This window comes from Actinoplanes sandaracinus (assembly GCF_030009775.1).
In the GTDB taxonomy this organism is placed as follows: domain Bacteria; phylum Actinomycetota; class Actinomycetes; order Mycobacteriales; family Micromonosporaceae; genus Actinoplanes; species Actinoplanes sandaracinus.
This window is the reverse complement of sequence record NZ_JASCTH010000014.1, coordinates 180886-206326: the sequence shown is the minus strand read 5'-3', so window position 1 is coordinate 206326 and position 25441 is coordinate 180886. Positions and strand designations below refer to the sequence as shown.

General features: G+C 72.5%; 16 protein-coding genes. 10 read left to right on the top strand and 6 right to left on the bottom strand.

Annotated elements, in window-relative coordinates:
* The first annotated feature begins 172 nt into the window (after window positions 1-172).
* Window positions 173-4357 (top strand): AAA family ATPase, encoded by a 4185-nt coding sequence (locus tag QLQ12_RS22310; protein WP_282762225.1) that lies wholly within the window; start codon window positions 173-175, stop codon window positions 4355-4357.
* A 132-nt stretch (window positions 4358-4489) separates the two neighbouring features.
* Here the strand turns inward: QLQ12_RS22310 and QLQ12_RS22305 are convergent, their stop codons facing one another.
* From QLQ12_RS22305 to QLQ12_RS22290, 4 genes are all read right to left on the bottom strand, one after another.
* Window positions 4490-5668 (bottom strand): CynX/NimT family MFS transporter, encoded by a 1179-nt coding sequence (locus tag QLQ12_RS22305; protein WP_282762224.1) that lies wholly within the window; start codon window positions 5666-5668, stop codon window positions 4490-4492.
* 314 nt (window positions 5669-5982) lie between these two features.
* The gene (locus QLQ12_RS22300) at window positions 5983-6825 is read right to left on the bottom strand and encodes a siderophore-interacting protein (RefSeq protein ID WP_282762223.1); all 843 of its coding nucleotides are present in this window, start codon (window positions 6823-6825) and stop codon (window positions 5983-5985) included.
* A 569-nt stretch (window positions 6826-7394) separates the two neighbouring features.
* Window positions 7395-8864 carry a hypothetical protein gene (locus tag QLQ12_RS47395; RefSeq protein WP_456049087.1) on the bottom strand — a complete coding sequence of 490 codons (1470 nt, stop codon included), beginning with the start codon at window positions 8862-8864 and terminating at the stop codon, window positions 7395-7397.
* Between the two features lie 261 nt (window positions 8865-9125).
* The gene (locus QLQ12_RS22290; RefSeq protein ID WP_282762221.1) at window positions 9126-9887 is read right to left on the bottom strand and encodes a glycerophosphodiester phosphodiesterase; all 762 of its coding nucleotides are present in this window, start codon (window positions 9885-9887) and stop codon (window positions 9126-9128) included.
* 120 nt (window positions 9888-10007) lie between these two features.
* On the opposite strand from QLQ12_RS22290, the gene QLQ12_RS22285 reads away from it, so the two are divergent.
* From QLQ12_RS22285 to QLQ12_RS22245, 9 genes are all read left to right on the top strand, one after another.
* Window positions 10008-12296: a GcvT family protein gene (locus QLQ12_RS22285; protein ID WP_282762220.1), complete on the top strand. Its 2289-nt coding sequence runs from the start codon at window positions 10008-10010 to the stop codon at window positions 12294-12296.
* A gap of 368 nt (window positions 12297-12664) precedes the next feature.
* On the top strand, window positions 12665-13339 hold the full coding sequence (locus tag QLQ12_RS22280; protein WP_282762219.1) for an L-type lectin-domain containing protein: 675 nt from the start codon (window positions 12665-12667) through the stop codon (window positions 13337-13339).
* A 78-nt stretch (window positions 13340-13417) separates the two neighbouring features.
* Complete coding sequence (locus tag QLQ12_RS22275) at window positions 13418-14275, top strand: glycosyltransferase family 2 protein (RefSeq protein ID WP_282762218.1); 858 nt, start codon at window positions 13418-13420, stop codon at window positions 14273-14275.
* On the top strand, window positions 14272-15366 hold the full coding sequence (locus QLQ12_RS22270; RefSeq protein ID WP_282762217.1) for a glycosyltransferase family 4 protein: 1095 nt from the start codon (window positions 14272-14274) through the stop codon (window positions 15364-15366). Before QLQ12_RS22275 ends, QLQ12_RS22270 begins: the two co-directional genes overlap by 4 nt.
* Window positions 15363-17279, top strand: coding sequence for a hypothetical protein (locus QLQ12_RS22265; protein WP_282762216.1), 1917 nt, complete (start codon window positions 15363-15365; stop codon window positions 17277-17279). Before QLQ12_RS22270 ends, QLQ12_RS22265 begins: the two co-directional genes overlap by 4 nt.
* Entirely contained in the window at window positions 17276-18322 is a 1047-nt protein-coding gene (locus tag QLQ12_RS22260; RefSeq protein ID WP_282762215.1) for a hypothetical protein, read from the top strand. Before QLQ12_RS22265 ends, QLQ12_RS22260 begins: the two co-directional genes overlap by 4 nt.
* Window positions 18316-19713 carry a lipopolysaccharide biosynthesis protein gene (locus QLQ12_RS22255; RefSeq protein ID WP_282762214.1) on the top strand — a complete coding sequence of 466 codons (1398 nt, stop codon included), beginning with the start codon at window positions 18316-18318 and terminating at the stop codon, window positions 19711-19713. The genes QLQ12_RS22260 and QLQ12_RS22255 overlap by 7 nt, the downstream gene beginning before the upstream one ends.
* Window positions 19710-20954 (top strand): glycosyltransferase family 4 protein, encoded by a 1245-nt coding sequence (locus tag QLQ12_RS22250; RefSeq protein ID WP_282762212.1) that lies wholly within the window; start codon window positions 19710-19712, stop codon window positions 20952-20954. Before QLQ12_RS22255 ends, QLQ12_RS22250 begins: the two co-directional genes overlap by 4 nt.
* Complete coding sequence (locus QLQ12_RS22245) at window positions 20929-22179, top strand: glycosyltransferase (protein ID WP_282762211.1); 1251 nt, start codon at window positions 20929-20931, stop codon at window positions 22177-22179. The genes QLQ12_RS22250 and QLQ12_RS22245 overlap by 26 nt, the downstream gene beginning before the upstream one ends.
* Here the strand turns inward: QLQ12_RS22245 and QLQ12_RS22240 are convergent.
* Together QLQ12_RS22240 and QLQ12_RS22235 are read right to left on the bottom strand one after the other, a co-directional pair.
* A complete protein-coding gene (locus QLQ12_RS22240) occupies window positions 22098-23573 on the bottom strand; it encodes a cellulase family glycosylhydrolase (RefSeq protein WP_282762210.1) in 1476 nt (491 codons plus the stop codon). The genes QLQ12_RS22245 and QLQ12_RS22240 overlap by 82 nt on opposite strands.
* A 254-nt stretch (window positions 23574-23827) precedes the next feature.
* Entirely contained in the window at window positions 23828-25441 is a 1614-nt protein-coding gene (locus QLQ12_RS22235) for a precorrin-2 C(20)-methyltransferase (RefSeq protein WP_282762209.1), read from the bottom strand.

Genomic DNA, 25441 nt, shown 5'->3' with positions numbered 1-25441 from the left:
TCCCACCGTACGGGCCGTGCGCACCTGTCGCCAACGCTCAACTGGTCCAAAACGGTCGTATAGACGACTCCGGCGGAGCGTGCCAGAAGCGGCGTCCCAGTGGGACAAGCTTCCGGCGGATCGGTGGTGCCATCATGAGACGGCGAAACGCGTCGATGTCCATGGAGGAGCGTTGACCGAGCTCGAACCCCAGGAGCCGGCCCCGGAGGACGCCTCGGATCGGGCTGCCGAACGGGCCCGCGACGGTGTGCGCGCGTGGGTTCGGTCCACCGGCCGGCGTACCCGGTCCGGGCTCCGCTCGGCCAGCCCGTACGCCATCCTCGCCTTCCTGACCGCCTCCGTGGTCGCCCCGGTCGCCGGCGCCGGGCTGGGCGCCTCCGAAGCCTTCTCCGCCGCCCTCGACCAGGTCGGTGGGCTGGGCAGCAACTTCCTCGCCGACACCCTCAACGACACCGCGAAACGGCTGCGCGACCAGGACCCGGATGCGGCCGGCCGGACCGGGGAGCAGTGGCGCGACGCGATCGCGGCCGACCTGCTGCCGCGGCTCGCCGCCGCCGACGAGCAGAGCCGGGCCCTGCACGAGGAGGTCTCCCGGGTGCTGCGCGGGGTGGACGCGGTCGGCGCCGCGATCGCCGAGGCCGCCGTCACCGACGACGAGCTGCGCCACCATCTGGAGGCCGCGTTCCGGGAACTGGGGCTGGGCGTCGGTGAGCTCGGCTGGATGCTCGCCGACGTCCGGCAGAGCGTCGACGGGCTACGGCAGCAGTTCGCGGTGCAGAGCCTCGAACTGAACCGGCGGCTGGAGGAGGTGCGCCGGCACCTGGCCGTCGTCGCCCAGGAGCGGCTCCCGGCCGCGGACGAGGTGCCGCCCGACGTACCCGGTGGGGCCGTTCCGCCGTACCCCGGCCTGGTCAGTTTCCAGCCGGAGGACGCGCCGCGTTTCCGCGGCCGCGAGACGCAGATCGCGCAACTGCTCAGCCGCCTGGCCGAGCAGGCGGTCGGCGGGCCGCCGCTGATCGTCACCGGGGTGTCCGGCGTGGGCAAGTCGTCGCTGCTGAGGGCCGGGCTGTTGCCGGCGCTCGGCGGTGGCGCGCTCGGCGAGGACGCCGCCACCTGGGCGTGGGTTCTGACCAGCCCGGGGGCGCGGCCGCTCGCCGACCTGGTGACCCGCCTGCACAGCCTGGCCGCCCCGGACGCCGGGACGCCCCACGACGATCCGCTGCCGGCCGTCCGGAAGGAGCCGCACCGGCTCGGGCGGCTCGCCGCGCGGGCGGCCGCCGCCGGCCACCGCCCGGTCATCGTGGTCGACCAGTTCGAGGAACTGTTCACCCAGTGCCCCGACCAGGCCGAGCGTCTCGCCTACGTGACCGCGCTGACCAGCGCCGCCCCCGCGCTCGTGGTCATCGCCGTCCGCTCCGACTTCTACCCGGACTGCGTCGCCCTGCCCCCGCTGGCGAAGGTCCTCGCCGCCGGTCACGTCGTCCTCGGTCCTCTCGACGCCGGGGCGGTCCGCCGGGCGGTCGTCGAACCGGCCGAGCACGCCGGCCTCACCGTCGAATCCGGCCTGCCCGACCTGCTCCTGCACGACCTCGGCGCGGACGGCCGGGACGGCTACGAGCCGGGCGCGCTGCCGCTTCTCGCGCATGCCCTGCGCGCCACCTGGGACCGCCGGGAGGGGATCCGGCTCACGGTGGCCGCCTACCGGGACACCGGCGGCATCCGGCACGCCATCGCCGACACCGCTGAGAAGATCTACCTCGACCTGCCGCCCGACGACCGCGACCGGCTCCGGGACGCCCTGCTGGCGCTGGTCACGGTCACCGGCGACGGCACGGCCGTGCGCCGCCGTGGCGAGCGGGCCGCCAGCGACTCCCGGGTGCTGCGCCGCCTGGTCCGGGCGAGGCTGGTCACGGTCGGCGCGGACACCGTGGAGATCAGTCACGAGGCGCTGCTGACCAGTTGGCCCCGGCTGGCCGGCTGGGTCGCCGAGGCCCGCGAGGACCTGCTGCTGCGCCAGTCGGTCACCGAGGCGGCCCGTGACTGGGACCGCTCCGGCCGCGACCCCGACCTGCTGCCGCGCGGCTCCCGCCTGCTCACCGCCCGCGAACGCGTCCCGTCCGGCGGCGACGGCGTACCCCCGGTGGTCGGCGAGTACCTGGCGGCCGGCGGCGCCGCCGCCGAACGCGAACAGGCGGCCCGTGAGCGCGCCACCCGCCGGCTGCGCCGCGTGGTCGCCGGGCTCGCGGTGGCCCTGCTGCTGGCCGTCGCCGGCGGCCTGGCCGCGGTGCGGCAGCAATTCGTGGTCCAGGCCAGCGAACGCGAGTCGCGGTCCCGGCAGTACGCGGCCGAGTCAGTGAACGCCCTGGTCCGCGACGACGTGAGGGCCGTGCGGCTGGCACTCGACGCCTGGGCGGAGGCGCCCACCGTGGAGGCCCGCGGCGCCCTTCTCTCCGCGCAGATGGGCAACGTCGTCGGGCGGCTGGGCACCGAACCGGGCGGCTTCTCCGCGGCGGTCAGCCCGGACGGCTCCCGGATCGCGATCGGGCACGACGACGGGACGGTCCGGCTGTGGAACGCGGCCACCCTGCAACCGGCCGGCGAGCCGTTGCGGCTGGCGGAGCCGTCGCTGGTCAAGTCCGTGGAGTTCTCGCCGGACGGGCGGTTCCTCGCCTCCGGGGCACTGGCCGAGAACGGGGTGACGATCTGGGAGGCGGCGACCGGCCGAGCCTTGCACACGCTCGACGGGTTCGGCGCGGTGGCCTGGCTGCCCGGCGCCTCCACCCTGGTGGCCAGCCGGGACATGACGGTCGACGGGACGTTCCAGCTCGGCTTCTGGGACGCGCCGACCGGGCGGCTGACCCGGTCGATGCCCACCGGCGACTACCTCGGCTTCGACCTGGCGGTCAGCCCGGACGGCCGTCATGTCGCGATCGCCAAGGACAACAAGGACACACCGGCCAAGGTGTGGCAGCTCGGCGACGGCCGGGAGGTGACCACCATCCCGGCGGCCCTCGGCGTCGACTTCGCCCCGGACGGCACCCTGATCGCCGTCGACCGGCGCGGCCTGCTCACCCGGTGGGAAGTGCCCTCGGGCCGGAGACTCCGTGAGCTGAACTCGCTCGGCGACATCGGAGGAGCGGGCGGTCTGGCCGTCACCGCCGACGGCTTCGTGGCGGCGAAAGGCGGCGCCTCCACGCTCGGGCTGTGGGCGTTGGACAGCGACACCACCACCATGATCAACAACGGCAACGGCACGATCCTGGGCGTGGCCGCGTCGGCGAGCGGGCAGATGCTCGTGGTGACCGGCGCCAATCAGCCCACCACGGTGTTCCGGCGCGGAACGGAGTGGCTGCCCAACGGCGGCGAGGTGTTCGACCTGGCGTACTCGCCGGACGGGAGCCGGCTGGCCGCCGGCGGGGAGGACGGCCGGGTGCGCGTGTGGGACGCGGTGACCCGGCGGCTGATCACCTCGTTCCCGGCGAACGGCGTTCCTCGTGCCCTCCTCTACGCGCCCGACGGCACGCTCGTGGTGGCGACCGATCGGTCCGCCCCGGACAAGGGGGCCCGGGCGGTCGAGCTGCACGGCCCGGACGGGCGCCTGGAGTCGGCCATCCCGCTCGACGGCGACCCCAAGGACGTGGCGATCTCGCCGGACGGCGCCCTGCTCGCGGTGCCGACCGGTGGCGGCGTGGCGGACATCTTCGACAGGATCGAGCCGCCGGGCCGTCTGCTCGTCTACGACCTGCGCCAACGGCGGGCGCTCCAGACGATCGAGCTCGGCAAGGACCGGACGAGCTACGCGGTGGCCTTCTCCCCGGACGGCACGACCCTGCTGGCGACAGTGACCCCGGGGACCCGCCCCCGGTCGGAGTTACTGCTCTGGCGTCTGCCGGACCTGGCGCCGGCCGGCTCCCACGATCTGGGGGACTATCAGGCGTTCGATCTGACGCCGGCTCCGGACGGCCGGTCGCTGGCGATCACCGGCACCAATCAGACCGTCGACGTGCGGACCGCGGACGGCTCCCGGTCGCTGTGGTCCATCCCTTTGCAGACCGGCTCGATCCAGCGGGTGGTCATCTCGCCGGACGGGCGGACCATGGCCGTCACCCACGTGGACGGTGACGTCCAGCTGTGGGACACCGGCACGCGTGCGGCGACCGCCGTACTGACCGGGCACACGCAGGGCGGGATCAGCCTGGCCTTCTCGCCGGACGGCCGGCTGCTGGCGAGCTCGGGGACCGACGAGCAGACCGCAGTGTGGCAGATCGATCCCGCCGAGGCCGTACGAAGACTGTGCGGCATCGCCGTGCCGATGAGCCGGAACGACGGTGTGAAGGTCTCGCCGCTCTGTTCCTGATCGGTGTCGCGCGCTTGATCCCGGTTCCTGGTCGGCGTCGCGGGTTTCCGATCCCGGTTCCTGGTCGGTGTCGTGGGTGCCCCGACCCGCGACAGGCCGCTCCTCTGGTCGGTCCCCGCCGGCGATCGCGGGTCAGATCTGGCGGTTGCGGCCGGCCGCGAAACCCGCGGCGATCTGCGGGATCATCAGGGCGACCATGAAACCCAGCGGCACCCGCCACCCACCGGACCAGTCGTGCAGGGCGCCGACCAGAATCGGCCCCGGAATCGCGAAGAGATAGCCGACGCTCTGGGCGAAAGCGGACAACCGGACGACCGTGCCCGGGTTCCGGCCGCGCAGCGCGATCATCGTGAGAGCCAGCGGGAACGCCGCGTTCACCACGCCGAGGAGGACCGCCCACAGCCACGGCGCCGCGGCGGGGGACGCCCACAGGCCGGCCCAGCCGGCGATGCCGAACACACCGAGCACCACGGCGATGCCACTCTGCGAGCGGAGCCGGCCCGCGTACGACGACAGCAGGAACGACAGCGGCACCCCCAGCAGGGACGTGACCGCGAACAGCAGCCCGGCCATGGCCGGCGACACCCCGGCGTCCCGGTAGATCTCCGGCAGCCACCCGATGATCACGTAGGCGGAGGTGGACTGCATGCCGAAGTACACGGCGAGAGCCCAGGCGACCGGGTGCCGGCTCACCCGTACCGGATCGGCGCCGGAAGCGGAACCACCGGCGGCGCCGCGCTCGCGCGCCAACAGCAACCACGGGGGCAGGGCGACCACGGCGGCGAGGGACCAGCAGGCCAGGCCGAGGCGCCAGTCGCCGCCGAAGGCGCCGGTGATCGGCACGGTCGCGGCAGCGGCCGTGGTGGCGCCGATGTTGAGCGCCACCGAGTAGAGACCGGTGACCGTGCCCACGCTGTCCGGGAAACGGTCCTTCACGATCGACGGCAACAGCACGTTGACCACTGCGATCCCGGCCAGCGCCACCGCACTGAGCAGCAGGAACAGAGCAGGCCCGCCCGCGAACGGCCGCACCGAGAGACCCGCGGTGAGCAGCAGCAGACCGCCGAGGATCACCCGCGCCGGCCCGAAACGCGCGGCGAGGCGGGGCGCCGCCAGACCGATCGAGGCGAAACACAGCACGGGTACGGACGTGAGCAGCCCCGCGACCGTCGCGCTCATGCCCAGCCCGGTGCGGATCTCGGTGAGTACCGGGCCGATGCTCGTGACCGCTAGACGCAGGTTGACCGCGGCCAGCAGGAGGGCCGTCAGTGCGAACAACCCGCTGGTGCGAGCACTTTCCTTGATCACCACGACACTCATGGTAGGGGGTGCTGGCGGTCACACTCCTTACACGGGCGCGGTCACGCTCGTTCCCGTCTTCGCCTTGTCGGCCGCCGGGCCTGCGCTATCGCCTCGCGCACGCTTTACGCGGCCGCCATGAACGGCCATGCGGGCTCGTCTTGCGCGGGCCGTTTTGCTCGCTCTACGTGGCGTTGCGCCTGGTCGGGTTTGCGCGGTGGCTCTACAGGTCCACGTTGCTTTGCCGCTCCATAAATCCGCGCTGCCACGCCGCTGTTCGGGTCCGCGCCGGGGGTCGCCTTACTCGGCCGCTCCACGGGGCCGCTTTACGCTGCCGCGGTCGCCGACTCCTGCTCGCGCTCGATCCGCTCGTTCCACTCGCGCTTGCTGGACTGCCAGCCGTCCTCGTTCAGCCCGCGGCGCCAGTAACCCGAGATGGAGAGCTGATCCATGCTCAAGCCGCGATCGAGCCGCAGGTGCCCGCGCAGGTCACGAACGAACGTCGCCTCGCCGTGCACGAACGCCTGCACCCGGCCGGCCGGGAAGTCCAGCCCACGAACCGCGTCGACGAGCAGCTCGCCGACTGGTCGTGCACCGCGGTGCAGCCAGGTGACCCCAAGATCGCCGGGAATGTCGAACTTCTGCTCATCGCCGGGACCGGCGACCTCGATCAGCGCCACCACCCGCGCGCCGTCGGGCATGCGCTCCAGCGCCGCCCCGATCGCCGGAATCGCGCTCTCGTCGCCGGCGAGCAGGTGCCAGTCGGCCCCGGCGTCCGGCGCATAGCCGCCACCCGGACCCTGGAAACGGAACGGGTCACCCGGCTTGGCGTTCGCCGCCCACGGGCCCGCGATGCCCTCGTCGCCGTGGACCACGAAGTCGACCCACATCTCGCCGATCTCGGGCAGCCACTTCCGAACCGTGTAGGTGCGCACACACGGCCACGTCTCCCGCGGCATCGTCTCGCGGATCACACCCATGTCGAAGGGCTCGGGATAGTCGACACCGGCCTGGGGGAAAAGCACCTTGATGTAGTGGTCGGTGAACTGCCCGGCCTCGATCCGTGTCAGAGCGGCACCACCGACCACCACGCGCACCATGTGCGGGGTCAGCTTCTCCACCCGGGTGATCACACCCTCGTGGGCCGGTCGCGCGGGTCTGTTCGCCATGACTTCACCTCACTGCCGGTGGGACGATCTCGGCAGGTAAGGCTACCCTTATTCTCGGCGATCTACCGGTTCGCCTCTGCTTTCTTGCAAATTTCTCACCCTTCGGCGAACTCCACCACCCGAACGCCGGACACACCCAGTATTCGTCCCCCACGGGCCGCCCCACCCCCGCTCACCGAGCGGAGCAGCGACCGCTAACCAGGAAGAACCCTGCGGGCCGGTCATAAGTGCCGCCTCGAACCGCTTGAGACAGCACGCGGGACCAGACCGGCCAAGGCGGCCGCCGTGCGCCCCGTGGGTGGGCACTTCCCCAGCACGCCGTGCCCGCCCCCCAGGCTGCGTGGGCTACGGCTGGGGGGGAGGTGAGCGGGCCGGCCGTAGCGCAGTCGTGGTGGGGCGAGTGGATGGGGTGGCTGGGGTACGGCCGGGTGTTGGGGTGGGACGCCGAAGGCGGGCAGGACCTGGGGAGGTCCTGCCCGCCTTCAGTGGTGCCGTGCCACTGGCGAGGGGTCAGCGCCAGCTGTTGCTACCGGCGAGTGCCAGCGTGGCGAGAGCCAGCGTGGCTTGCGTCAGCGCCAGTTGTTGCGGGGACGGGCCCGGAGGAAGGCCGCGATCAGGAGTCCTATCAGGACCATGACAGCGCCGCCGCCGATCCAGGCCAGGTTGCTGCTGACCAGGTTGAGCGGGCCCTCCTGGTTGGCGGGCGGCTCGGCCAGCGTGTCGGTCGGGCTCTTCGGCTCGTCGGGGGTGCCGTTGCCGGGGTTGTTGGCGAGGGCGGGCCCGTCGGTGTCGGTGGGCTGGGGTTCCGGGTCGTCGAACTCGGATCCGGCCGACTTCTTGGTGATCGTGGTCTTCGGGGTGGCGTTGGTGGTGGCCCCGGAGTCCGTCTCCGCCTCGTTTCCGGTGCCGGCCTCGTTTCCGGAGGCGGGCGCGGTGGTCGGGCTCGTCGTCTTCGGGGTGGTCGGCTCGTTGGTCTCGGTGTTCGACCCGCCGTTGTTGCCGGACTTGGTGGCCGACTCGTCGCCCTTGTCCGTCTTCGTGGTGGTGGCGTTGGTGCGCGGGGTCGCGGTCACCGTTGTGGCGTTCGGCTTCGGCGCGGCGGGCGTCGTCGCGGCGGGCTTGCCGGTCGGAGCGGTCGTAGCAGCCGGAGCGGTCGGAGCAGTCGTCACGGGGGTGGTGGGCGCGGGGGGCGTCGTGGGCTTGACCTCACCGTTGTTGGTGTTGTTGCCACCGCCCCCGTTGTTGTTCCCGCCCCCGCCGTTGTTACCACCGTTGTTGTTGCCGCCGTTGTCGCCACCGCCGCCGTTGTTGTCGCCACCACCGTTGTCGTTGCCGGCGCCGCGGACGGTGATGCGGACGGAGTCGAGGGCCGGCGTCTGGTTGGCGCGCTCCATCATCGGGATCCGGTGCGAGCCGTCACCCGCCCACGACGCGCACTGGGCGGTTCCCTGCTGGGGCAGTCCCGGGACCTGGATGGTGACCGTGTCCGGGTCGGCGCCGCCGCGGCGGTCCTCGGTGGCGACGAAGAAGGCCGGCACCGGTGCGGACTCGGGCGCCTCGTCGGTGCTGGCCAGCATCCGGCAGGCGGTGTGGAAGTGGCCGCGGACCAGACCGTTCTGAAGGACGCTGCTCTCCACGTAGTAGCCGCCCTGTCCGGCCGCGAGGAACCGGTCCCGGATCAGGTTGCGGGTGCTGACCTGCAGCGTGAACGGCGTGCCGACGGTGACGTCATCGGGCGCCTCGGTGATGAGCAGGGTGGGGTTGTTGGCGGCCGCCCCGACCTCGCCGAACTCGGTGGACACGCACCGGTCGCCCTTTTGGAAGCCGTCGTGTGCGGGGAGGTCGCTGTCTACGCAGGTGTCGGTGAGGATGGTCAGGTTGTTGCCGACCACCTTGCCGGCTCCGCTCTCGCCGGCTTTGGTGCGATTGTCGCTGTCCGCAGCAGAGGCGAACTGGGTGAATCCGATCACTCCGCCGATCGCGGTGATCACAGCACCGGCGGCCAACAGCCGGGTGCGTCGTTGACCCGAGCTACGCATGACGAGACCTTCTTTTCCCCAAAATTCCGGTCCACTGGCGCCGGAGCCGGCGCCGACGCCCAGACGTTAGGAGCACGTCTCACAGAAAGCAATTCCGGAACCTGGATTGGGCAATTCTTATGGTGAACCTAAAGAAAATTTGTGGAAGCCGGCTCGAACTCTCGGCATCATCCGTTCGGATGATGTCCCGGGTTCACGCGGTTTTGAGGAAAAGTCGCTGAGCTGGGAGAGTAGCCGACGCACCGGTGAGCCGGCAGTTACTCAGAGGGGCCAGAGCCCCCGCGCCGCATAGACGTCGCGGAGCACCTCGATGCGGTCGGTCATGATGCCGTCGACGCCCATATCGAGTAGCCGATTCATTTCCGCGGGATCGTCCACGGTCCACACATGGACCTGTATTCCGAGCCGGTGCAGATAGGCGAGGAAACGCGGGGTGAGCACGGTTACCGGGCCGTGCCGGACGGGGATCTGGGCGGCGGCCACCGACTCCGGCAGCCGAACCCGTACGCCCATGGTCGAAAGCACCCGCAGCCGGGCCGAGGACCGCATGCCGAGCGAGGTGGCGATCCGTGGCCCGGCCAGCGCACGGACCCGGGCCAGCCGGGCGTCGCTGAACGAGGCGAGCAGCACCCTCTTCTCGGCGCCGGCGGCACGCACCGCGGCGACCGCGGGTTCGACGACCGCGTCGGACTTGACGTCGACGTTGAAACGGATCTCCGGCCAGGCGTCCAGCACCTCGTCGAGGCGGGGTACGGCGGCCGCGCCGCCGACCCGTACGGCTGAAAGGTCCGCCCAGGTCAGGTCGGCGACTCGGGCGCGGTGTCCGGCGACCCGATCGAGGTTCTCGTCGTGGATGACGACGGCCACCCCGTCGGCGGTGGCGTGCACGTCGGTCTCGACGAACCGGTAGCCCATGGCGACCGCCCGCTCGAACGCGGCGGCGGTGTTCTCGTCACCCTCGGCGGCGCCGCCGCGGTGTGCGAAGGCGAGCGGGCGCGGCGCGTCCAGGAACGGGTGATCCACCGGGGCAGTATGCCGGGCTTGGTGCACTGGAGTAAAAGAAGCCGGGCGGCATTGACCGCCGCCGCCGGGCTGAAGATCCTGTGTTCCACAGTGACCGGCTCCACGGAAGGCGCCCTTCAGATGCCCGGACCCAGGGTCGTCATCATCGGCGCGGGCGTCGTCGGCTGCGCGCTCGCCGACGAACTCACCGGCCGTGGGTGGAGCGACGTCACCGTGCTGGAGCAGGGGCCGCTCTTCGAAACCGGGGGCTCCAGTTCGCACACGCCGGGACTGATCTGTCAGATCGCCCCGTCCCGGACCATGGCCCGGCTCGCCCGCTACACCGCCGACAAGTTCGCCGAGCTGGGTTGCCTCTCGCGAGTGGGCAGTCTGGAGGTGGCGACCACGCCGGCCCGGCTCGCCGAACTGCACCGGCGGTTCGGGTTCGCGCAGTCGTGGGGGGTGCCGTCATCCGTCGTGGATCCGGCGGCCTGCGCCGCGCGGTACCCATTATTGGACAAATCATTAATTGTCGGCGGGCTTTACGTACCCTCCGATGGCGTCGTCTCCGGCGTTCGCGCGGCGCAGGCGCAGGCCGCGCGGGCGACGTCGCGTGGCGCCCGGTTTCTCGGCGACATGCGGGTCTCCGCGATCTCGTCGGCCGCGGGGCGGGTGACCGGCGTCCGCGCCGGCGACGAGGACTTCCCGGCGGACATGGTGGCGAGTTGCGCCGGCTTCTGGGGGCCGGAGATCGGCCAGATGGCCGGGATCGCGGTGCCGCTGCTGCCGATGGCCCACCAGTACGTCCGGACGACTCCGGCCGGCGCCGCCGACGATCTGCCGATCCTCTGCCACCCGGACGGTGACCTCTACTTCCGTGCTCATGGCGACCGCCTCGGCATCGGCTCCTACCGGCACGATCCGATGCCGGTGAACCTGGCCGATCTGCCCGGCGACGCGCACCCGGCGAAGCTGCCGTTCACTCCGGACACCTTCAAACAGTCCTGGGTGGCGGCCATCGAGCTGATCCCGTCGCTGCGCGGCAGCACCCTGGAGGACGCGTTCAACGGTGTCCTCGCGGTCACCGCCGACGGCTTCCCGCTGCTCGGCGAGTCGTCGGCGGTGCGCGGCCTCTGGATGGCGGAAGCGGTGCGGATGACCCACGCGGCCGGTGCGGCGAAGGCCGTCGCCGAGTGGATGGTCGACGGCCGGCCCGCGATCGACCTGCACGAGTGCGACCTCAACCGGTTCGCCGCGGCCCAGCTCGCCCCCGGCTATGTGCGGAAACGGGCGATCCGCACCTTCGTCGAGAGCTGCGGCGTCGTCCACCCGGCCGACCCGCCGCCGGTGCGCAACCTCCGGCTCAGCCCCTTCCACCCCCGCCAGGCCGAGCTGGGCGCGGTCTTCGGCGAGACCGCCGGCTGGGAGCACCCTCTCTGGTACGCGAGCAACCCGCCCCCGGACGCACCCCGCCCGCGCGACGAGTGGTCGGCCCGGCACTGGTCGCCGATCGCCGAGACGGAGGCCCGCCTGACCCGCCGCAAGGCCGCCCTCTTCGATCTCACTCCGCTGACCAGGATCGAGGTGACCGGCCCGCTCTCCTTCCTGGACGGTCTGGCCGCCGGAGACGTCGACCGCCCGGTCGGTGCGGCGGCGCACACCGTCCTGCTCGATGCGGCGGGCGGCATCCGTGGCGACGTCACAGTGGCTCGGCTCGCCGCGGACCGGTTCCTCGTCGGCGCGAACGGCCCGCTCGACGTGGACTGGCTGTCCCGGCACGCCCCACCGGGAGTCGCGGTGCGTGACATCACCGGCGGTACCTGCGGGGTCGGGCTCTGGGGGCCGGCCGCCCCGGAGCTGCTCGCCCCGCTCACCGGTGGTGACCTGCCGGCGAGCCATCTGGGCATGGTCCCGGTCACCATGTTGCGGCTCTCCGGCGTCGGCGAACCGGGCTGGGAGATCTACACCGAAGCGGGGTACGGGCTACGCCTCTGGGACACCCTCTGGGAGGCGGGCCGGGAGCACGGGCTGATCGCGGCCGGACGGCTGGCGTACGAGAGTCTGCGCCTGGAGAAGGGGCGCCGCGTCTGGGGCCGGGACATGACGACCGAGGACGACCCGTACCAGGCCGGCTTGCTGCCGCCCGGGGAAACGCCGGTGGACCGGCGGCTCACCTGCCTGGTCCTGGCGGACACCGGGGACGTGCCGCTCGGCGGGGAACCGGTCTACGCCGGCGGGTTCACGGTCGGGCACGTGACCGGCGCGGCGTACGGGTGGACGGTGGGCGCCCCGATCGCGTACGCGTGGCTGCCGTCGGGCCTGGCGTCGCCCGGCACCCAGGTGGAGATCGGATACTTCGACCGGCTGCTCCTCGCCACTGTGGCGGCGGAGCCGCTGTTCGACCCGTTCCGCGAGCGGCTCCAGCGCTGAGCGGGTCCGCCGACGGTGAATTCGGGATTCGCCCTCGGCGCGAGGCCGTCCTGGATACCATCGAGTCTTCAGGACCGGCGCCGCGTGATCCCCGTCTGGCGTGGTCCCGCACCGATTCCTCAGCCGGGCCATCCTCGTCCAGTGCGCCTGCGGGCCTGGCACCGATGGGCCCGGATCACCCCGGAAACGAAACCGTCGGGGGTAAATAACGGGACTCGCTCACGCGGCTCCACGGACTGCCCTAGCTTAGGCCAGGTCTAAGTCGGGCAAATCCGTTTGAAGTGGAGTATGTCGTGCGCTTTTCTCGTTCGTCCACGGCCGTGCGAGGCGGTCTCTGGACCTCCGCCCTGCTCTCGATAGTGGCCGCGGTGAACTCGGGAGGGGCTGTAGCGGCCGGCGCTGAACCGTCGTGGCGGCCCCCGCTGGCCCTGAACGGAACCGCCTCGGTGATGTGGCGGGCCGGTGACGACGAGCGCGTCATCCGGCTGACCGACGGCGGATACAAGCAGGTCGGATCCGCGTGGAGCACCCTGCCGGTGGACCTCAACCACTCGTTCGAGACCAGGTTCACGGCGCACATCCGCAACGGCAAGGCCGGCGCCGACGGCATCGCGTTCGTGGTGCAGGGCGAGGGCCCGCGGGCTCTCGGCGGCTGGGGTGGCGGCATGGGTTACCGCGGCATCCACGACAGCGTGGCCGTCGAGTTCGACACCTTCCAGAACCCCAAGGACCCCGACGACAACCACCTGGCGGTCGTGCTCGGCGGCAACCCGGACTGGCCCGCCTCGTCCCGGAAGACCTCGGTCCCGCTCAAGGGCAAGCCGTTCCATGCCCGGGTCCACTACGACGCGGCCGGCACGCGACTGCGGGTGTACGTCCGTCCCGTCACCGGCGAGGCCGAGCAGCTGGTCATCGACCACCAGGTCGAACTGGCCGACCGTGCCGGTGTGGACCAGGCCTGGATCGGGTTCACCGGCGCCACCGGCGACCTGTCCGCGCGCCAGGACGTCTACTCGTGGTCACTCGGGGCGCCGCAGGCCTGAGCGACCCACACTCCCGACCTCTTACCCATGCTCCGGCCCGGCCCGGGCCGACTCCACCCTGCCCGATCGGAGACAGTTATGCCCACGGTCGACCGTGTGCTCCCCGACGAGACCGAAGCCGTCATCAACATCCCGGACCTCCCGGATATCGCGGACGCCGTCGACAACGGTGACAGCGAGCCCGAGCCCCGGATCAGCATCATCGTTCCGGCGCTGAACGAGGCCCAGAACCTGCCGCACGTCTTCGCCCGGCTTCCTCAGGTCGACGAGATCGTCCTGGTGGACGGCGGATCCACGGACGACACCGTGGCGGTGGCCCGCCGGCTGCGGCCCGACATCCGCGTCGTCCGGCAGAACCGCAAGGGCAAGGGCAACGCCCTGGCCTGTGGGTTCGCCGAGGCGACCGGCGACATCATCGTCATGATCGACGCTGACGGGTCGACCGACCCGATGGAGATCCCGCGCTTCGTCGAGGCGCTGCGTGCCGGCGCCGACTTCGCCAAGGGCTCCCGGTTCCGGCCGTCCGGCGGCAGCGCCGACATCACCCGGCTCCGGCGGGCCGGCAACAAGTGCCTGAGTGTGCTGGTCAACGTCATGTTCGGGACGCGCTACAGCGACCTCTGCTACGGCTACAACGCGTTCTGGTCGCACTGCCTCGACGTCTTCGACCTCGACCACACCTCTCCCGCGCCGAACAACACCGACGGTCGCCTGTGGGGAGACGGGTTCGAGATCGAGACCCTGCTCAACCTCCGTGCCGCCCGTGCCGAACTGAAGATCACCGAGGTCGCCAGCTTCGAGCACAACCGGATCCACGGGGTCAGCAACCTCAACGCCCTCACCGACGGGATGCGCGTGCTGCGTACCATCGCCCGCGAGTGGAGACCGCGCCGCGCGCGGACCGCGGCCCGGGTCGCGGAGCGTGCCGCCCGATGAGGATCGCGGTCGTCTCGAACGCCTACCATCCCGACATCGGCGGGGTGGAGACCCACGTGAAGCGACTGTGCGCCGGCCTGACCGCGGCCGGCGACGACGTCGAGGTGATCACCCAGCACGCCGTCCGGTCGGTGGAGACCGTCGACGGCGTGCTCGTACGCCGTTTCCCGCTCACCGTCCCGGCCGGCAACTACCGGCTGTCGGTCCCGCTCTGGCGCTGGCTGCGCGCCCACGCCGGCGAGTACGACGTCGTGCACGCGCACAGCTATCACGCTCTCGCCGCGCTCTGCGCCGCCCTGGGCAACCGCGCCCCGCTGGTGTTCACGCCGCACTATCACGGTACCGGGCACACCCGGTTCCGGGCGGCGCTGCACCCGCTCTACCGGCCGCTCGGGCGCACCATCATGAACCGCGCCTCCGCCGTCATCTGCGTCACCTCGGCCGAGCGTGACCTGGTGATGCGGGACTTCCCCGAGGTCGGCACCCGGGCCGTGGTCATCCCGAACGGCACCGACCCGCGCCCGGCCCGCGGCCCGGCCTTGCCCCGCACCCGCCGGATCCTCTGCGTCGGACGGCTGGAGCAGTACAAACGAGTCGACCGGGTGATCCGGGCGATGACCCGCCTCGGGCCGGAGCACCGCCTCGACGTGGTCGGCACCGGCCCCGCCGGGGACCGCCTGCGCCAGCTCGCCGCCGGTCTCGGGTTGGCCGGCCGGGTGGTCTTCCACGGGCGCCTCGACGAGGCCGCCTTCGACTCCTGCCTCGCGCAGGCCTCGGCCGCCGTCTCCGCCTCCGCGCACGAGGCCTTCGGCATGGCCGTGGCCGACGCCCTGGCCGCCGGGCTGCCCACCGTGGCCACCCCGATCCCGGCCCACCGCGAGGTGGCCGGCCTGGCCGGGGACAGCGCCTGGCTGCGCTTCGCCGACCCGGACGACGAGAACGCACTGGCCGCCGCCCTCAAGGACGCCGCCGCCATCGGGCGGACCCGTCCCGCCCTGCTGCCGACCTGGTCGGACGTGGTGAGCGCGACCCGGAACGTCTACGCCGCGGTGTCGCGCCGCCCGGCGCCCGTGGGGGCCGTCAGCCGATGAGTGCCGCCACGGCCAATCACACGGTCGGCCGGCGGGGCGACCGGGATTCCGGGCCGGTGCCGCGAGCCTGGGCCGGGCCGGTCGCCGCCGGGCTCACCTTGACGATCACCGGCGCGATCGGGGCCGGGGCCCTGGTCACCGCATATCGGCGGGCCGAGTGGGGGCAGGAGGGCGCGTTCTCCTGGTTCTGGGCGGGCATGCTGGTCTTCACCCTGCCCGCCGCCTGGTGGGCGGTGCGCCGCGGCACCGGCGCCCGCCTGCGCCTCGCCGTCCTGATCGGCTACGCCTGCTTCACCTATCTGCCGAAACTGCTGCGCAACCCGACCGGCCCGCTCTACCACGATGAGTACGCGCACTGGGGTCAGAGCCGGGACATCCTGCTCGACGGCGTGCTCTTCCAGCAGAACTCGATCATCCGGGTGATCGGCGACTACCCCGGCCTGCACGCCTGCGTCGCCTCACTGGCCACGCTCACCGGCCTCACCGTCTGGCACGCCGCCCTGTTCGTGCTGATCCTGGCGCACGTGCTGCTGGCTCTCGGCGTCGCCGTGCTCGCCGGTCAACTCTGGCCGGACCCGCGGATCGCCGCCGCGGCCGCCATCGTCTACAGCTTGAACAGCTCGTTCCTCTACTTCGACACCCAGTTCGGATACGAGTCCCTGGCGATCGGTGTGCTGGTGTGGGCGCTGGTCTGCGCGCTGCGCGCCATCCGGGCCACCGCACTGACCGCCGGGGCCGGCTGGGCGGCGCTGACCCTGGTGCTCATCGTGGCGATCACCGCCACCCATCACCTGACCGCGATCTGGCTGACCGGCATGCTCGGCCTGATCGCGGTCGCCTGCACGGTCTTCCGGCTGCGGGCCGGCCGTACCGCATGGGCTCTGACCCTGATGGCCGGGCTGACCGTGACCACGTGGATGGCCGCGGTGTCGCCGCGCACCGGCAGCTATCTGGAGCCTTACCTGGGCCGGGCCCTCGGCCAGTTCAGCGGCCTCGCCGCCGGCGGCGGCTCGGGCGGGCGCACCCTGTTCAGCCAGTCGGTCGCGCCGCTGTGGGAGCAGTACGCCGCCTTCGCCGCCCCACCGGTCGCCCTGCTCGCCACGGTCGGAGCCGCAGTGCTCTGGTGGCGTCGCAGACGCGCGTGCGATCCGATCACCAAGGCGGGCTCGGCCGCGATGCTGCTGCTCGGCGCTCTCTATTTTCCGGCCACACTGCTGATCCTCACGCCCTCCGGGGCGGAGGGCGCACGCCGCTCCTGGGCGTTCAGCTATCTCGGCATCGCCGTGGTGACCGCCCCCTTGATCATCGCACTGTTGGACCGCGCGCGTCACCGGATCAGCGGTTCCGGTGTCCTGCTTCTGGCCATGTGTGCGCTGGTCATGGTCGGTAACACGGCGGCCGGCATGAACCCGTCCTACCGGTTCCCGGGCCCCCCGGTCTTCGGCGCGGACACCCGGGCCGCCACCCCCGAACTCCTCGCCGCGGCCGCCTGGCTGCGGGAGACACAGGGCCGCGGCGCCCGGCTCGTCGCCGACCGGTACTCCGGCCTGATCTTCGGGTCCTACGGCGAGCAGGAGCCGACCACCGGTTCGGAGAGCTTCCCCACCTACGACCTGTACCTCGCCCAGCCCGGCCGGCCGGTGGCACCGGCGCTGATCGAGCAACTGCGCAGCTGGCGGTTCGAGTATCTGGTGGTGGACCGCCGGATGGCCGAGCAGGTCCCCGAGATCAGGATCTACTTCGAGACGAACGAGCCGATCCCGCACAACGGGAGACCCGGTTTCACCCCGTCACAGCTGACCAAGTTCGACACCCTGCCCTGGCTGATCAAGGTCTACGACGGACCGCACATCGCGATCTACCGCTTCGACTTCGACCGCCTCGGCCAGCGCATCCGCCTGGGAGCCCGATGACCTGCCGGCTGTTGCTCATCGCCTACGCCGGCCTCGCCGGCATCCTCCCCGCCGCCGGCCGCCCCTGGCTCGCCGTGCCGCTCTGCCTCGCCGCCCTGCTTGCCACCGGCGGCCTCTGGATCCGCGCCCTGCCGGGCGTCCCCACCGAGACGGGCGTCCCGGCGATTCGCGCCGGCCTCGCCGCCGCGGCCGGCCTGATGACACTGCCGCTGGTCGCGCTGCTGCTGCACGCGGCGGACCGGCCGGTGCGGCCGGGTCCGCTGGTCATCGGCTGCGCCGCGGTGGTCACCGTGCTCGGGGCCGGCGCCCTCCTCCGGGAGCGCCTCGCCGGCCGCCGTACGGCCTGCTCGCTCGGCCTCCCCGCCCAGCGCCGGCACGCCGCCGGGCCTGCCGCGGCCTCCGGCTCTTCCCCGGCCGCCGGATCGGGCACGGCGTCCGAGACCTTCCCGGACGCCGGGTCCTCCACGGCTCCCGGCTCGTCCGCGCTTCCCGCCGAAGATCCGGCCACGGATTCCGGCGATCCGCCCTCCCCGGCCGGGGACCTCCGTCCCCATCCCCAGCGGGGGTACGCCCGAACGACCGCGGCCGTGGCGATCCCGGTGGTCCTGGCCGTCGGCGTCGGCGCCGGGGCCGTCCGCGGCTACCTGACCGCGCCGCATCCCGCCGAGCCGGGCTATCTGAGCGTCGCGCTCAACGACTGGGCGGCCGGCATCGACAGCCCGGTCACCGTCCCGCCCCGGGGCCTCGTCGTTCCGGTGCGGGTGACCAGCGCCGGGCTCGGTGAGAGCACCGGCCTGCTGCGGCTGCGAGTCGGCGGCCAGGTGGTGGCGAGCCGCCGGATGACGGTCGCCGCGGACTCGGTCCGTTCGCTGACGGTCTATGTCCCGGCGCTGCCCGCGGACGGCTGCCTGCGCGCCATCGACATCAGTGTCGGCTCCACCAGCACCGGCTTCTACGCCCGTGGCCTGCCCGGCGAAGGAGCCGACCTCCGAGGCGGCGGGACCGGGACGTCGGCGCCGGCGGGGAAGCAGACCGCGTGCTGATCACCGCTGTCCGCCGGCTGTCCAGGGACTCCCTGGCCCGCAACAGCCTGCTGATCATGGCGACCACGGTGAGCAACGGCGGGCTCGGCTACCTCTACTGGATGCTGGCGGCGCGGTCCGTCCCACCGAACCGGATCGGGACCGCGACCGCCGTCATCTCCGCCGCCACCGCGGTCAGCATGATCGCCAACCTGGGCCTGGGACACATGTTCATCCAGCGGCTGCCGGGCAGCGACACCGCCACCTGGTCCCGGATCGTCAGTTGCGGCCTGGTCCTCGGCTCGGTGGCCACCGCGGCCTCGGCGACCGTCGTCGTGCTGATCGTCCCGGCGTTGTCCGGCAACTTCGCCTTCCTGTCCGGTCCGGGTGGCGCCGCCGCACTGGCCGCCGGCGCGGTCGCGGTCACCCTCACCACGCTGCTCGACAACCTCTACGTCGCGCACCGCTCCGGCCACGGCATGCTGGTGCGCAACCTGACGGTGGCCGCCGGCAAGACCTTCACGCTGATCGCGATCCTGGCCGCCGGCTTCCACGGCGCCGGGGCCGTTCTGATCTCGTACATCCTGCCGACCCTGCTGGTCAGCGTCGTCACGGCCGGCATCGGTCCGCGGCGCCTGCGCCCCGGGGCCCGGCCCACGCTGCACGGACTGCGCACCGAGTTCCCGCACGTGCGGGCCGCCCTCACCGGGCACCACCTGATCAACCTGACCCAGGCGGGGCCGGCCGCGCTCCTGCCGGTGCTGGTCACCGCCGTTCTGGGCGCTGACGCGAACGCCCACTTCTACCTGGCATGGATGACCGCGTCGATGCTGTTCATGGTCTCCCCGGCGGTGGCCTCGGCGCTCTACGCGGAACGCGCCAACGCCGCCCCGGTCGCCGTCTCCCGGGCCGCGGTCGTGGTCCTGGCCGTCGTCGGTGTCCCGGCCGCCGTGCTGCTGGTCGCCGGAGACCGCATCCTCGCCCTGTTCAGCGCCGGGTACGCCGTCGAAGGCGCCCTGCTGCTCCAGATCCTGGTGCTGGCCGCGATCCCCGACGCGGTCGCGAACCTGGCGGTCGCGCACTGGCGGGCGCGCGGCGAGTTCCGGCTCTGCCGCCGGCTCAACCTGGTCCGCGCCGTCACCTGCATGGTCCTGGCCTGGCTGCTGCTGCCCGGCTACGGAGTCACCGGCGCCGGGGTCGCCTGGCTGACCGGCCAGACCGCCGCCGCCCTCCTGGTGGCACTGCTCACCCTGACCCGCCGCCACCCCCCGACCCCGGCCGGCGGGCAGCGCGGTGTCAGCGACCCGGACACAACGCCGGACGCCGGCCAGGGGCGAGCGGTGGCCGTACCCCACGGGGTGGGGAAGCGCCGGCGGGCCGGCGGCGAGGAACCCACCGGGAGTAACCGATGAAGATCCTGCATCTGTCCAATCTCTACGCCCCGGTGATCGGCGGCCTGGAGCGCAGCATCGCCACCAGCGGTGAGGAGATGGTCCGGCGCGGGCACGAGATCACCGTGCTCACCCTGGCGACGCCGGCCGTGCCACACCACGAGGTGATCAACGGGGTACGGGTGATCCGCGTCCGCAGCGTCACGAACACCCTGGCGCCGGGGCTGAACCGGGATCCGCGCAAGCCGTTCCATCCGACCACGGCGGACCCGCTGACCACCGCCGCGATCGCGCGGGTGCTCCGGGAGAACGACTTCGACCTGGTGCACAGCCACGACTGGCTGATGTACAGCTATCTGCCACTGCACTCGAGCCCTCTCGGATTGCCGCACGTGCACACCGCCCACGACTTCGGGCTGACCTGTGTGCGCAAGACGTTCTCCCGGGACGGTGGCAGGTGTGACGGGCCGAGCCTGGGACGCTGCGTCCCGTGCGCGGCCGGCCAGTACGGCCGCCCCAAGTCCGTCCTGCTCACGCTGGGTCTGCGGGCGCACCGGCACCAGGGGATCGACTGCCTGACCGCGATCTCCTCGTCGGTGGCGTCCGCGCTGAGCCTGGCCCGCCTGCCGGGTGAGCTGCCGGTGCAGGTGATCTCCAGCCTGGTGCCGGACGGTCTCGACGAGCTGGCCCGCACGACGCCACGGCCGCCGTGGCTGCCGGACCGGCCCTATCTGCTGTTCGTCGGCCAGCTCGGCCCGCACAAGGGCATCGACGTGCTCTTCGACGCCTACGAGAAGCTGCGCGCGAGCTGGTCCGGGCCGGACGCGCCGCCCGAGCTGGTCTGTCTCGGCACCACCCGCGACGACACGCCGCCGATTCCTCAGGGCGTGCACCTGCGCACCGATGTGCCGCATCCGCAGGTGATGGCGGCCTGGCGGAACGCCGCGGCCGGGGTGGTCCCGTCCCTGCTGGAGGGAATGGGCCAGGTGGCGGTGGAGGCGATGCTGGCCGGGACCCCGCTGATCGCCTCCGCCTCCGGCGGCCTGCTCGACGTGGTGCGCGACGACGGTGTGAACGGCCTGCTCGTGCCGCCCGGCGACGCCGGCTCCCTGCATGCCGCGCTGCTGCGCGTGCTCACCGACCATGACCTGGCCGCGAGTCTGCGCGCCAACGGTCACCAGCGTGGCCTCGACTTCACCGCGGCCCGCGTCGTCCCCCAGATCGAGGAGGTCTACCGTGCCTGCATCGCCGCCGCCCGCTGAAGCCGAGCTCCGGGAGGAGAGGCTGCCGCGGATAGTGGTGGTCGGTTCCGGATGGCACTTCCTGTCCGGGATCAGCTACTACACCTGCCGGCTCAGCAACGCGCTGCGCGACCGGTACGAGGTGGGCGCGATCCTGATGCGCCGGCTGCTGCCGGAGCGGCTCTACCCCGGGCGGGAGCGGGTCGGCCAGTCCCTGGCCGATCTGCGGTACGCCGACGGGGTGCGGGTCTTCGACGGGATCGACTGGTGGGCCGTCCCGAGCCTGGTGCGGGCCGTGGCGTTCCTGCGCCGGTTCCGTCCCGACGTGCTGGTGCTCCAGTGGTGGACCGGCGCGGTGCTGCACTCCTACCTGGTGCTGGTCTACGCCGCCCGGCGGCTCGGGATCCGGGTGGTCGTCGAGTTTCACGAGGTGCAGGACACCGGCGAGGCACAGCGCCGGTGGGCGGCCCGGTACGTGCGCCGGTGCATCCGCCCGCTGTTGCGCCGCACCGACGGGGTGGTGGTGCACTCGCGGTTCGACCGGGAGGCGCTGGCCGAGGCGTACGACCTGGGCCCGCTCCCGGCCGAAGTGGCCCTGCACGGACCGTTCGACCACCACCTGCCGGACCGGCCGGTGCGCGAACCCGGCGACGACGTGTGCCGGCTGCTGTTCTTCGGGACGATCCGGCCGTACAAAGGCGTGGAGGATCTGATCGAGGCGTTCGCCGACCTGGGCCCGAACCACCATCTGACGGTGGTGGGGGAGACCTGGGAGGGCTGGAGCCTGCCGGCCGAGCTGATCGACCGTTCACCGGTGCGGGACCGGATCACCTTCGTGAACCGCTACGTCGCCGACGCCGAGGTGAACGACTTCTTCGCCGGCGCCGACGTGGTGGTCCTGCCGTACCGGCGCAGTTCGGCGAGCGGGCCGCTGCACATCGCGATGAGCCACGGCCTGCCGGTGGTGGTGACCGCGGTCGGCGGCCTGGTCGAGGCGGCCGAGCAGTACAGCGGCACGGTCTTCGTGCCGGCGGCCACCCCCGGCGAGTTGCGTGAGGGAATCATGCGTGCCGCCGGCCTGACCGGCCGGCGGCACGCCGATCCTTCTTCCTGGAGCAGCACGGTCGACGCGTACGCCCGCCTGCTGTCGCGGATCGGGGTGGTTCAGGAGCCGTCGGCCGGGACCGGGGACAGCGCCACGTCGTCGAACCAGACACTGCCCTTGTTGTCACCCGACTTGAGGTGAAGCTGGACGCTGGTCGCTCCGGCCGGGGCGACCGCGTCCACGGTCAGCAGGGTCCAGTCGGTGGTGCCGGCCACGACCCGCTTCGAGGTGTTCTGCCCCAGCCACTTGTCGTTGATGTCGAACCAGCTCAGCGCGATCTCGTTGGCGCCCGTGACGTCGAGGCCGCGGGCCCACGCCTCGGCGTGCCAGCCCTGCCCGGCCTCGACCGGCGTCACCGGCGAGGTGCGGACCGACGGCAGGGTGGTGGCGGTCCGGGTGGTGCCGGTGAACCGCGCCGAGTTGGTGCCGGTGCGGCCCATGTCCCGGGCCCGGACGGCGACGCCCTCGTCGGCGAGGTACGGCCGCCACGGCGAGCTGCCGGGGCTGGCCTCGAAGCCGAGGTCCAGAACCTCCTCCGACATGGGGGTGCCCTGCCAGGCGGCCCGGACCACGGTCGCCGCGAACTTGGCCGACCCGTCGGCCCGGTAGAGGCCGAACCGGTACTGCGCCGGCACCTTCGAGACCTGCGAGTTGGTCGGGATCGCGCCGTCGGCGAAGTCGTAGAGCGTCCACGGGGCCACCGACCGGACGCCGGCGACGTTCGCCGCCTGGTAGACCCGGGCCAGGAACGCGGCCTGCTCGCCCTCGCTGCTGGTGGCGGTGCTCAGCCCGGTCTCGCCGATCACGATCGGGTCCGGGCTGACCGCGCTCTGGGCCCGGCGGATCTCGGCCAGCGCTCGCTCGGAGTTGCCGTAGAAGTGGTAGTCGTAGTAGTCGAGCGGGGTGTCCACCAGGGACGCCTTGATCCGGGCCAGGCCGGCCGCGCCGCTCTGGCCGTCCACCGACAGGGTCAGCGGCATCTGCGGGACGGCCGAGCGGACCGCCGGGATCAGCGCGCTCACCCATGCTACGGCGGCCGGGTCGGTCGACACGAACTCGTTCTTCAGCTCCACGGACAGGACGCGGGGGTCGTCGGCGTACGGCGTCAGCACGGTCTGCGCCCAGGCGGCGCTGCCGGCCGCGTCGGAGTAGCCGGACCACCAGTCGAACAGGGTCAGCTTGACGGTGAGGCCCTGGGAGTCGGCGATGCTGATGAATTTGCGGAGCCGCTCGGCGTACTCGGCCTTGGGTGTGGGGTAGCCGAAGGCCTGTGGGAAGACGATGATCCGCACGTTGTCCGCGCCCAGCGCCGCCGCCTTGGCCATGTCCTCCTCGATGCGGCCGGCGTCGAAGGCCGTCCACATCGCCGACCAGCCGGCGTTCGACGGGTAGTAGTTGATGGTCCGGGCGGACGTCACCGCGGCGAGCCGGCTCTCCAGCGTCGCCGTCGACGCGATCCGTGCCGTGACGGGGGCCGGGCTGCCGACCGGGAGCGCCGAAACCTCGGGTGAGGGCTCCGAGGTGGTCGCCGCCATTGACGCGGAAGCCGGTACCGCCACAGCGAGCAGGAGCGAGGAAGCCAGGGTCGCCGCGCGGGTACGAGAACTTCTCACTATCGTTCAGCCCTTCACTTTCATCAGGTGGATTGGCCCCTCCATTCGGCTGGTGGGCACCACTCATCAGGGCTGATGCGGGGTAGTGCGGTTGCGGTGCGGGAGCGGGGCCGGAAACCCGCCTTCATTCCGGCGGCGGCGGCCGATGGTGGCCGCCGCCGACTGCTCCGGGCCGGTCAGGCCGGGTAGTGCCGTGGGGTGAAGACCGCCGTCGCGCCGTTGCCGCGGGTCACCGACCGGGTCTGCGACGAGCCGATGATCAGCAGGCAGCGCATGTCGACGCCGGCCGGATCGAGGGCCGCCAGCGTCGTGACCCGCACCGTCTCGGTGGGGCCGCCGACGTCCCGGCCGACCACCACCGGGGTGTCCGGCCCGCGGTGGGCGCGCAGCAGCTCCACCGCCCGGACCAGCTGCTCGCGGCGGGTCTTCGAAGCCGGGTTGTAGAGGGCGATCACCAGGTCGGCGGCGGCCGCGGCGGACAGCCGTGCCTCGATGACCGACCACGGCTTGAGCCGGTCCGACAGGGACAGGATGCAGAAGTCGTGGCCGAGCGGGGCGCCGGCGCGGCTCGCCACGGCCTGCGCCGCGGTCAGGCCCGGGACGATCCGGATCGGCACGTCGCGCCACTGCGGATCCTCGGCGACCTCCAGCACGGCGGCGGCCATCGCGAAGACGCCCGGGTCGCCGGACGAGACGACTGCCACCCGGCGGCCCTGTTTCGCCAGGTCCAGCGCGAACGCGGCGCGTTCGGCCTCCACCCGGTTGTCCGAACAGTGGCGGCGCTGGCGGGGGTTCGGCGGCACCCGGTCCACATAGGGCCCGTAACCGACCAGATCGTCGGCCTCGGCCAGGGCCTCCTGCGCCTCGGGGGTCAGCCAGTGCCGGGCGCCGGGGCCGAGCCCGACGACGGTCACCCCGCCGGAGCCGCCGGTCGCCGCGGCGGCCTCGTCCAGGACGGCCGGAGCGGGGTCCGGCATGTCGAGCACCGCGGGCTCGCGGGGGACCGGGGCGGCGGAACCGGCGGTGAAGGCGGCGGCGGCCGGGCTCGGGAGAAGAGCCAGGGAGAAGTACGGCACGGTGGCGGGGTCGACGTCCCGCAGCGGGCCGGAGCGCTCCTGGCCGGTGGTGGCGCGTTCCACGTACCACGCGTCGTCGAGGCGTCCGGCCTGCTCCAGAGCGTCCCGGACGCCGGAGAAGGTGCGGCCCAGTTTCATCACGGCGGCCGAGTCGGTGGTGGCCAGCCGGGCGGCCAGTTCCTTCGGCGCGAGGGTGCCGGGCAGCACGGTCAGCACCTCGTCGCGTTCCATCAGCGGTCTGCCGAGGACGGCCGAGGCGGCGCTCACCGAGGTGACGCCGGGGACGACCGTCGCGTCGTACCGTCCGGCCAGGCGTTTGTGCATGTGCATGTAGGAGCCGTAGAAGAACGGGTCGCCCTCGGCCAGCACCACCACGTCCCGGCCGGCGTCGAGATGCGCGGCCAGCCGGGCCGCGGACTCGGTGTAGAACTCGTCGATCGCGCCCTGGTAACCGCCGGGATGATCGGTCGTCTCCGTGGTCACCGGGTAGATCAGGGCTTCCTCGATCTGGCCGGCACGCAGATAGCCGGCGGCGATCGCCCGGGCGTTGCTGCGCCCGTGCCGTGCCGCGTGATAGGCCACCACGTCGGCGGCGCCGATCAGCCGCGCCGCCTTGACCGTGACCAGTTCCGGGTCGCCGGGTCCCAGCCCGACCCCGTAGAGCCGGCCGGTCTTCGCCGCCACGGTGTCACCGGGGGCCGCATCGTTCGTCAT

What these genes read in the sequence shown, in the direction of transcription:
- QLQ12_RS22265 (WP_282762216.1), top strand. Translation starts at nt 15,363, where the DNA reads ATGAGTGCCGCCACGGCCAATCACACGGTCGGCCGGCGGGGCGACCGG.
- QLQ12_RS22270 (WP_282762217.1), top strand. Translation starts at nt 14,272, where the DNA reads ATGAGGATCGCGGTCGTCTCGAACGCCTACCATCCCGACATCGGCGGG.
- QLQ12_RS22260 (WP_282762215.1), top strand. Translation starts at nt 17,276, where the DNA reads ATGACCTGCCGGCTGTTGCTCATCGCCTACGCCGGCCTCGCCGGCATC.
- QLQ12_RS22275 (WP_282762218.1), top strand. Translation starts at nt 13,418, where the DNA reads ATGCCCACGGTCGACCGTGTGCTCCCCGACGAGACCGAAGCCGTCATC.
- QLQ12_RS22285 (WP_282762220.1), top strand. Translation starts at nt 10,008, where the DNA reads ATGCCCGGACCCAGGGTCGTCATCATCGGCGCGGGCGTCGTCGGCTGC.
- QLQ12_RS22240 (WP_282762210.1), bottom strand. Translation starts at nt 23,573, where the DNA reads ATGGCGGCGACCACCTCGGAGCCCTCACCCGAGGTTTCGGCGCTCCCG.
- QLQ12_RS22300 (WP_282762223.1), bottom strand. Translation starts at nt 6,825, where the DNA reads ATGGCGAACAGACCCGCGCGACCGGCCCACGAGGGTGTGATCACCCGG.
- QLQ12_RS47395 (WP_456049087.1), bottom strand. Translation starts at nt 8,864, where the DNA reads ATGCGTAGCTCGGGTCAACGACGCACCCGGCTGTTGGCCGCCGGTGCT.
- QLQ12_RS22250 (WP_282762212.1), top strand. Translation starts at nt 19,710, where the DNA reads ATGAAGATCCTGCATCTGTCCAATCTCTACGCCCCGGTGATCGGCGGC.
- QLQ12_RS22235 (WP_282762209.1), bottom strand. Translation starts at nt 25,441, where the DNA reads ATGACGAACGATGCGGCCCCCGGTGACACCGTGGCGGCGAAGACCGGC.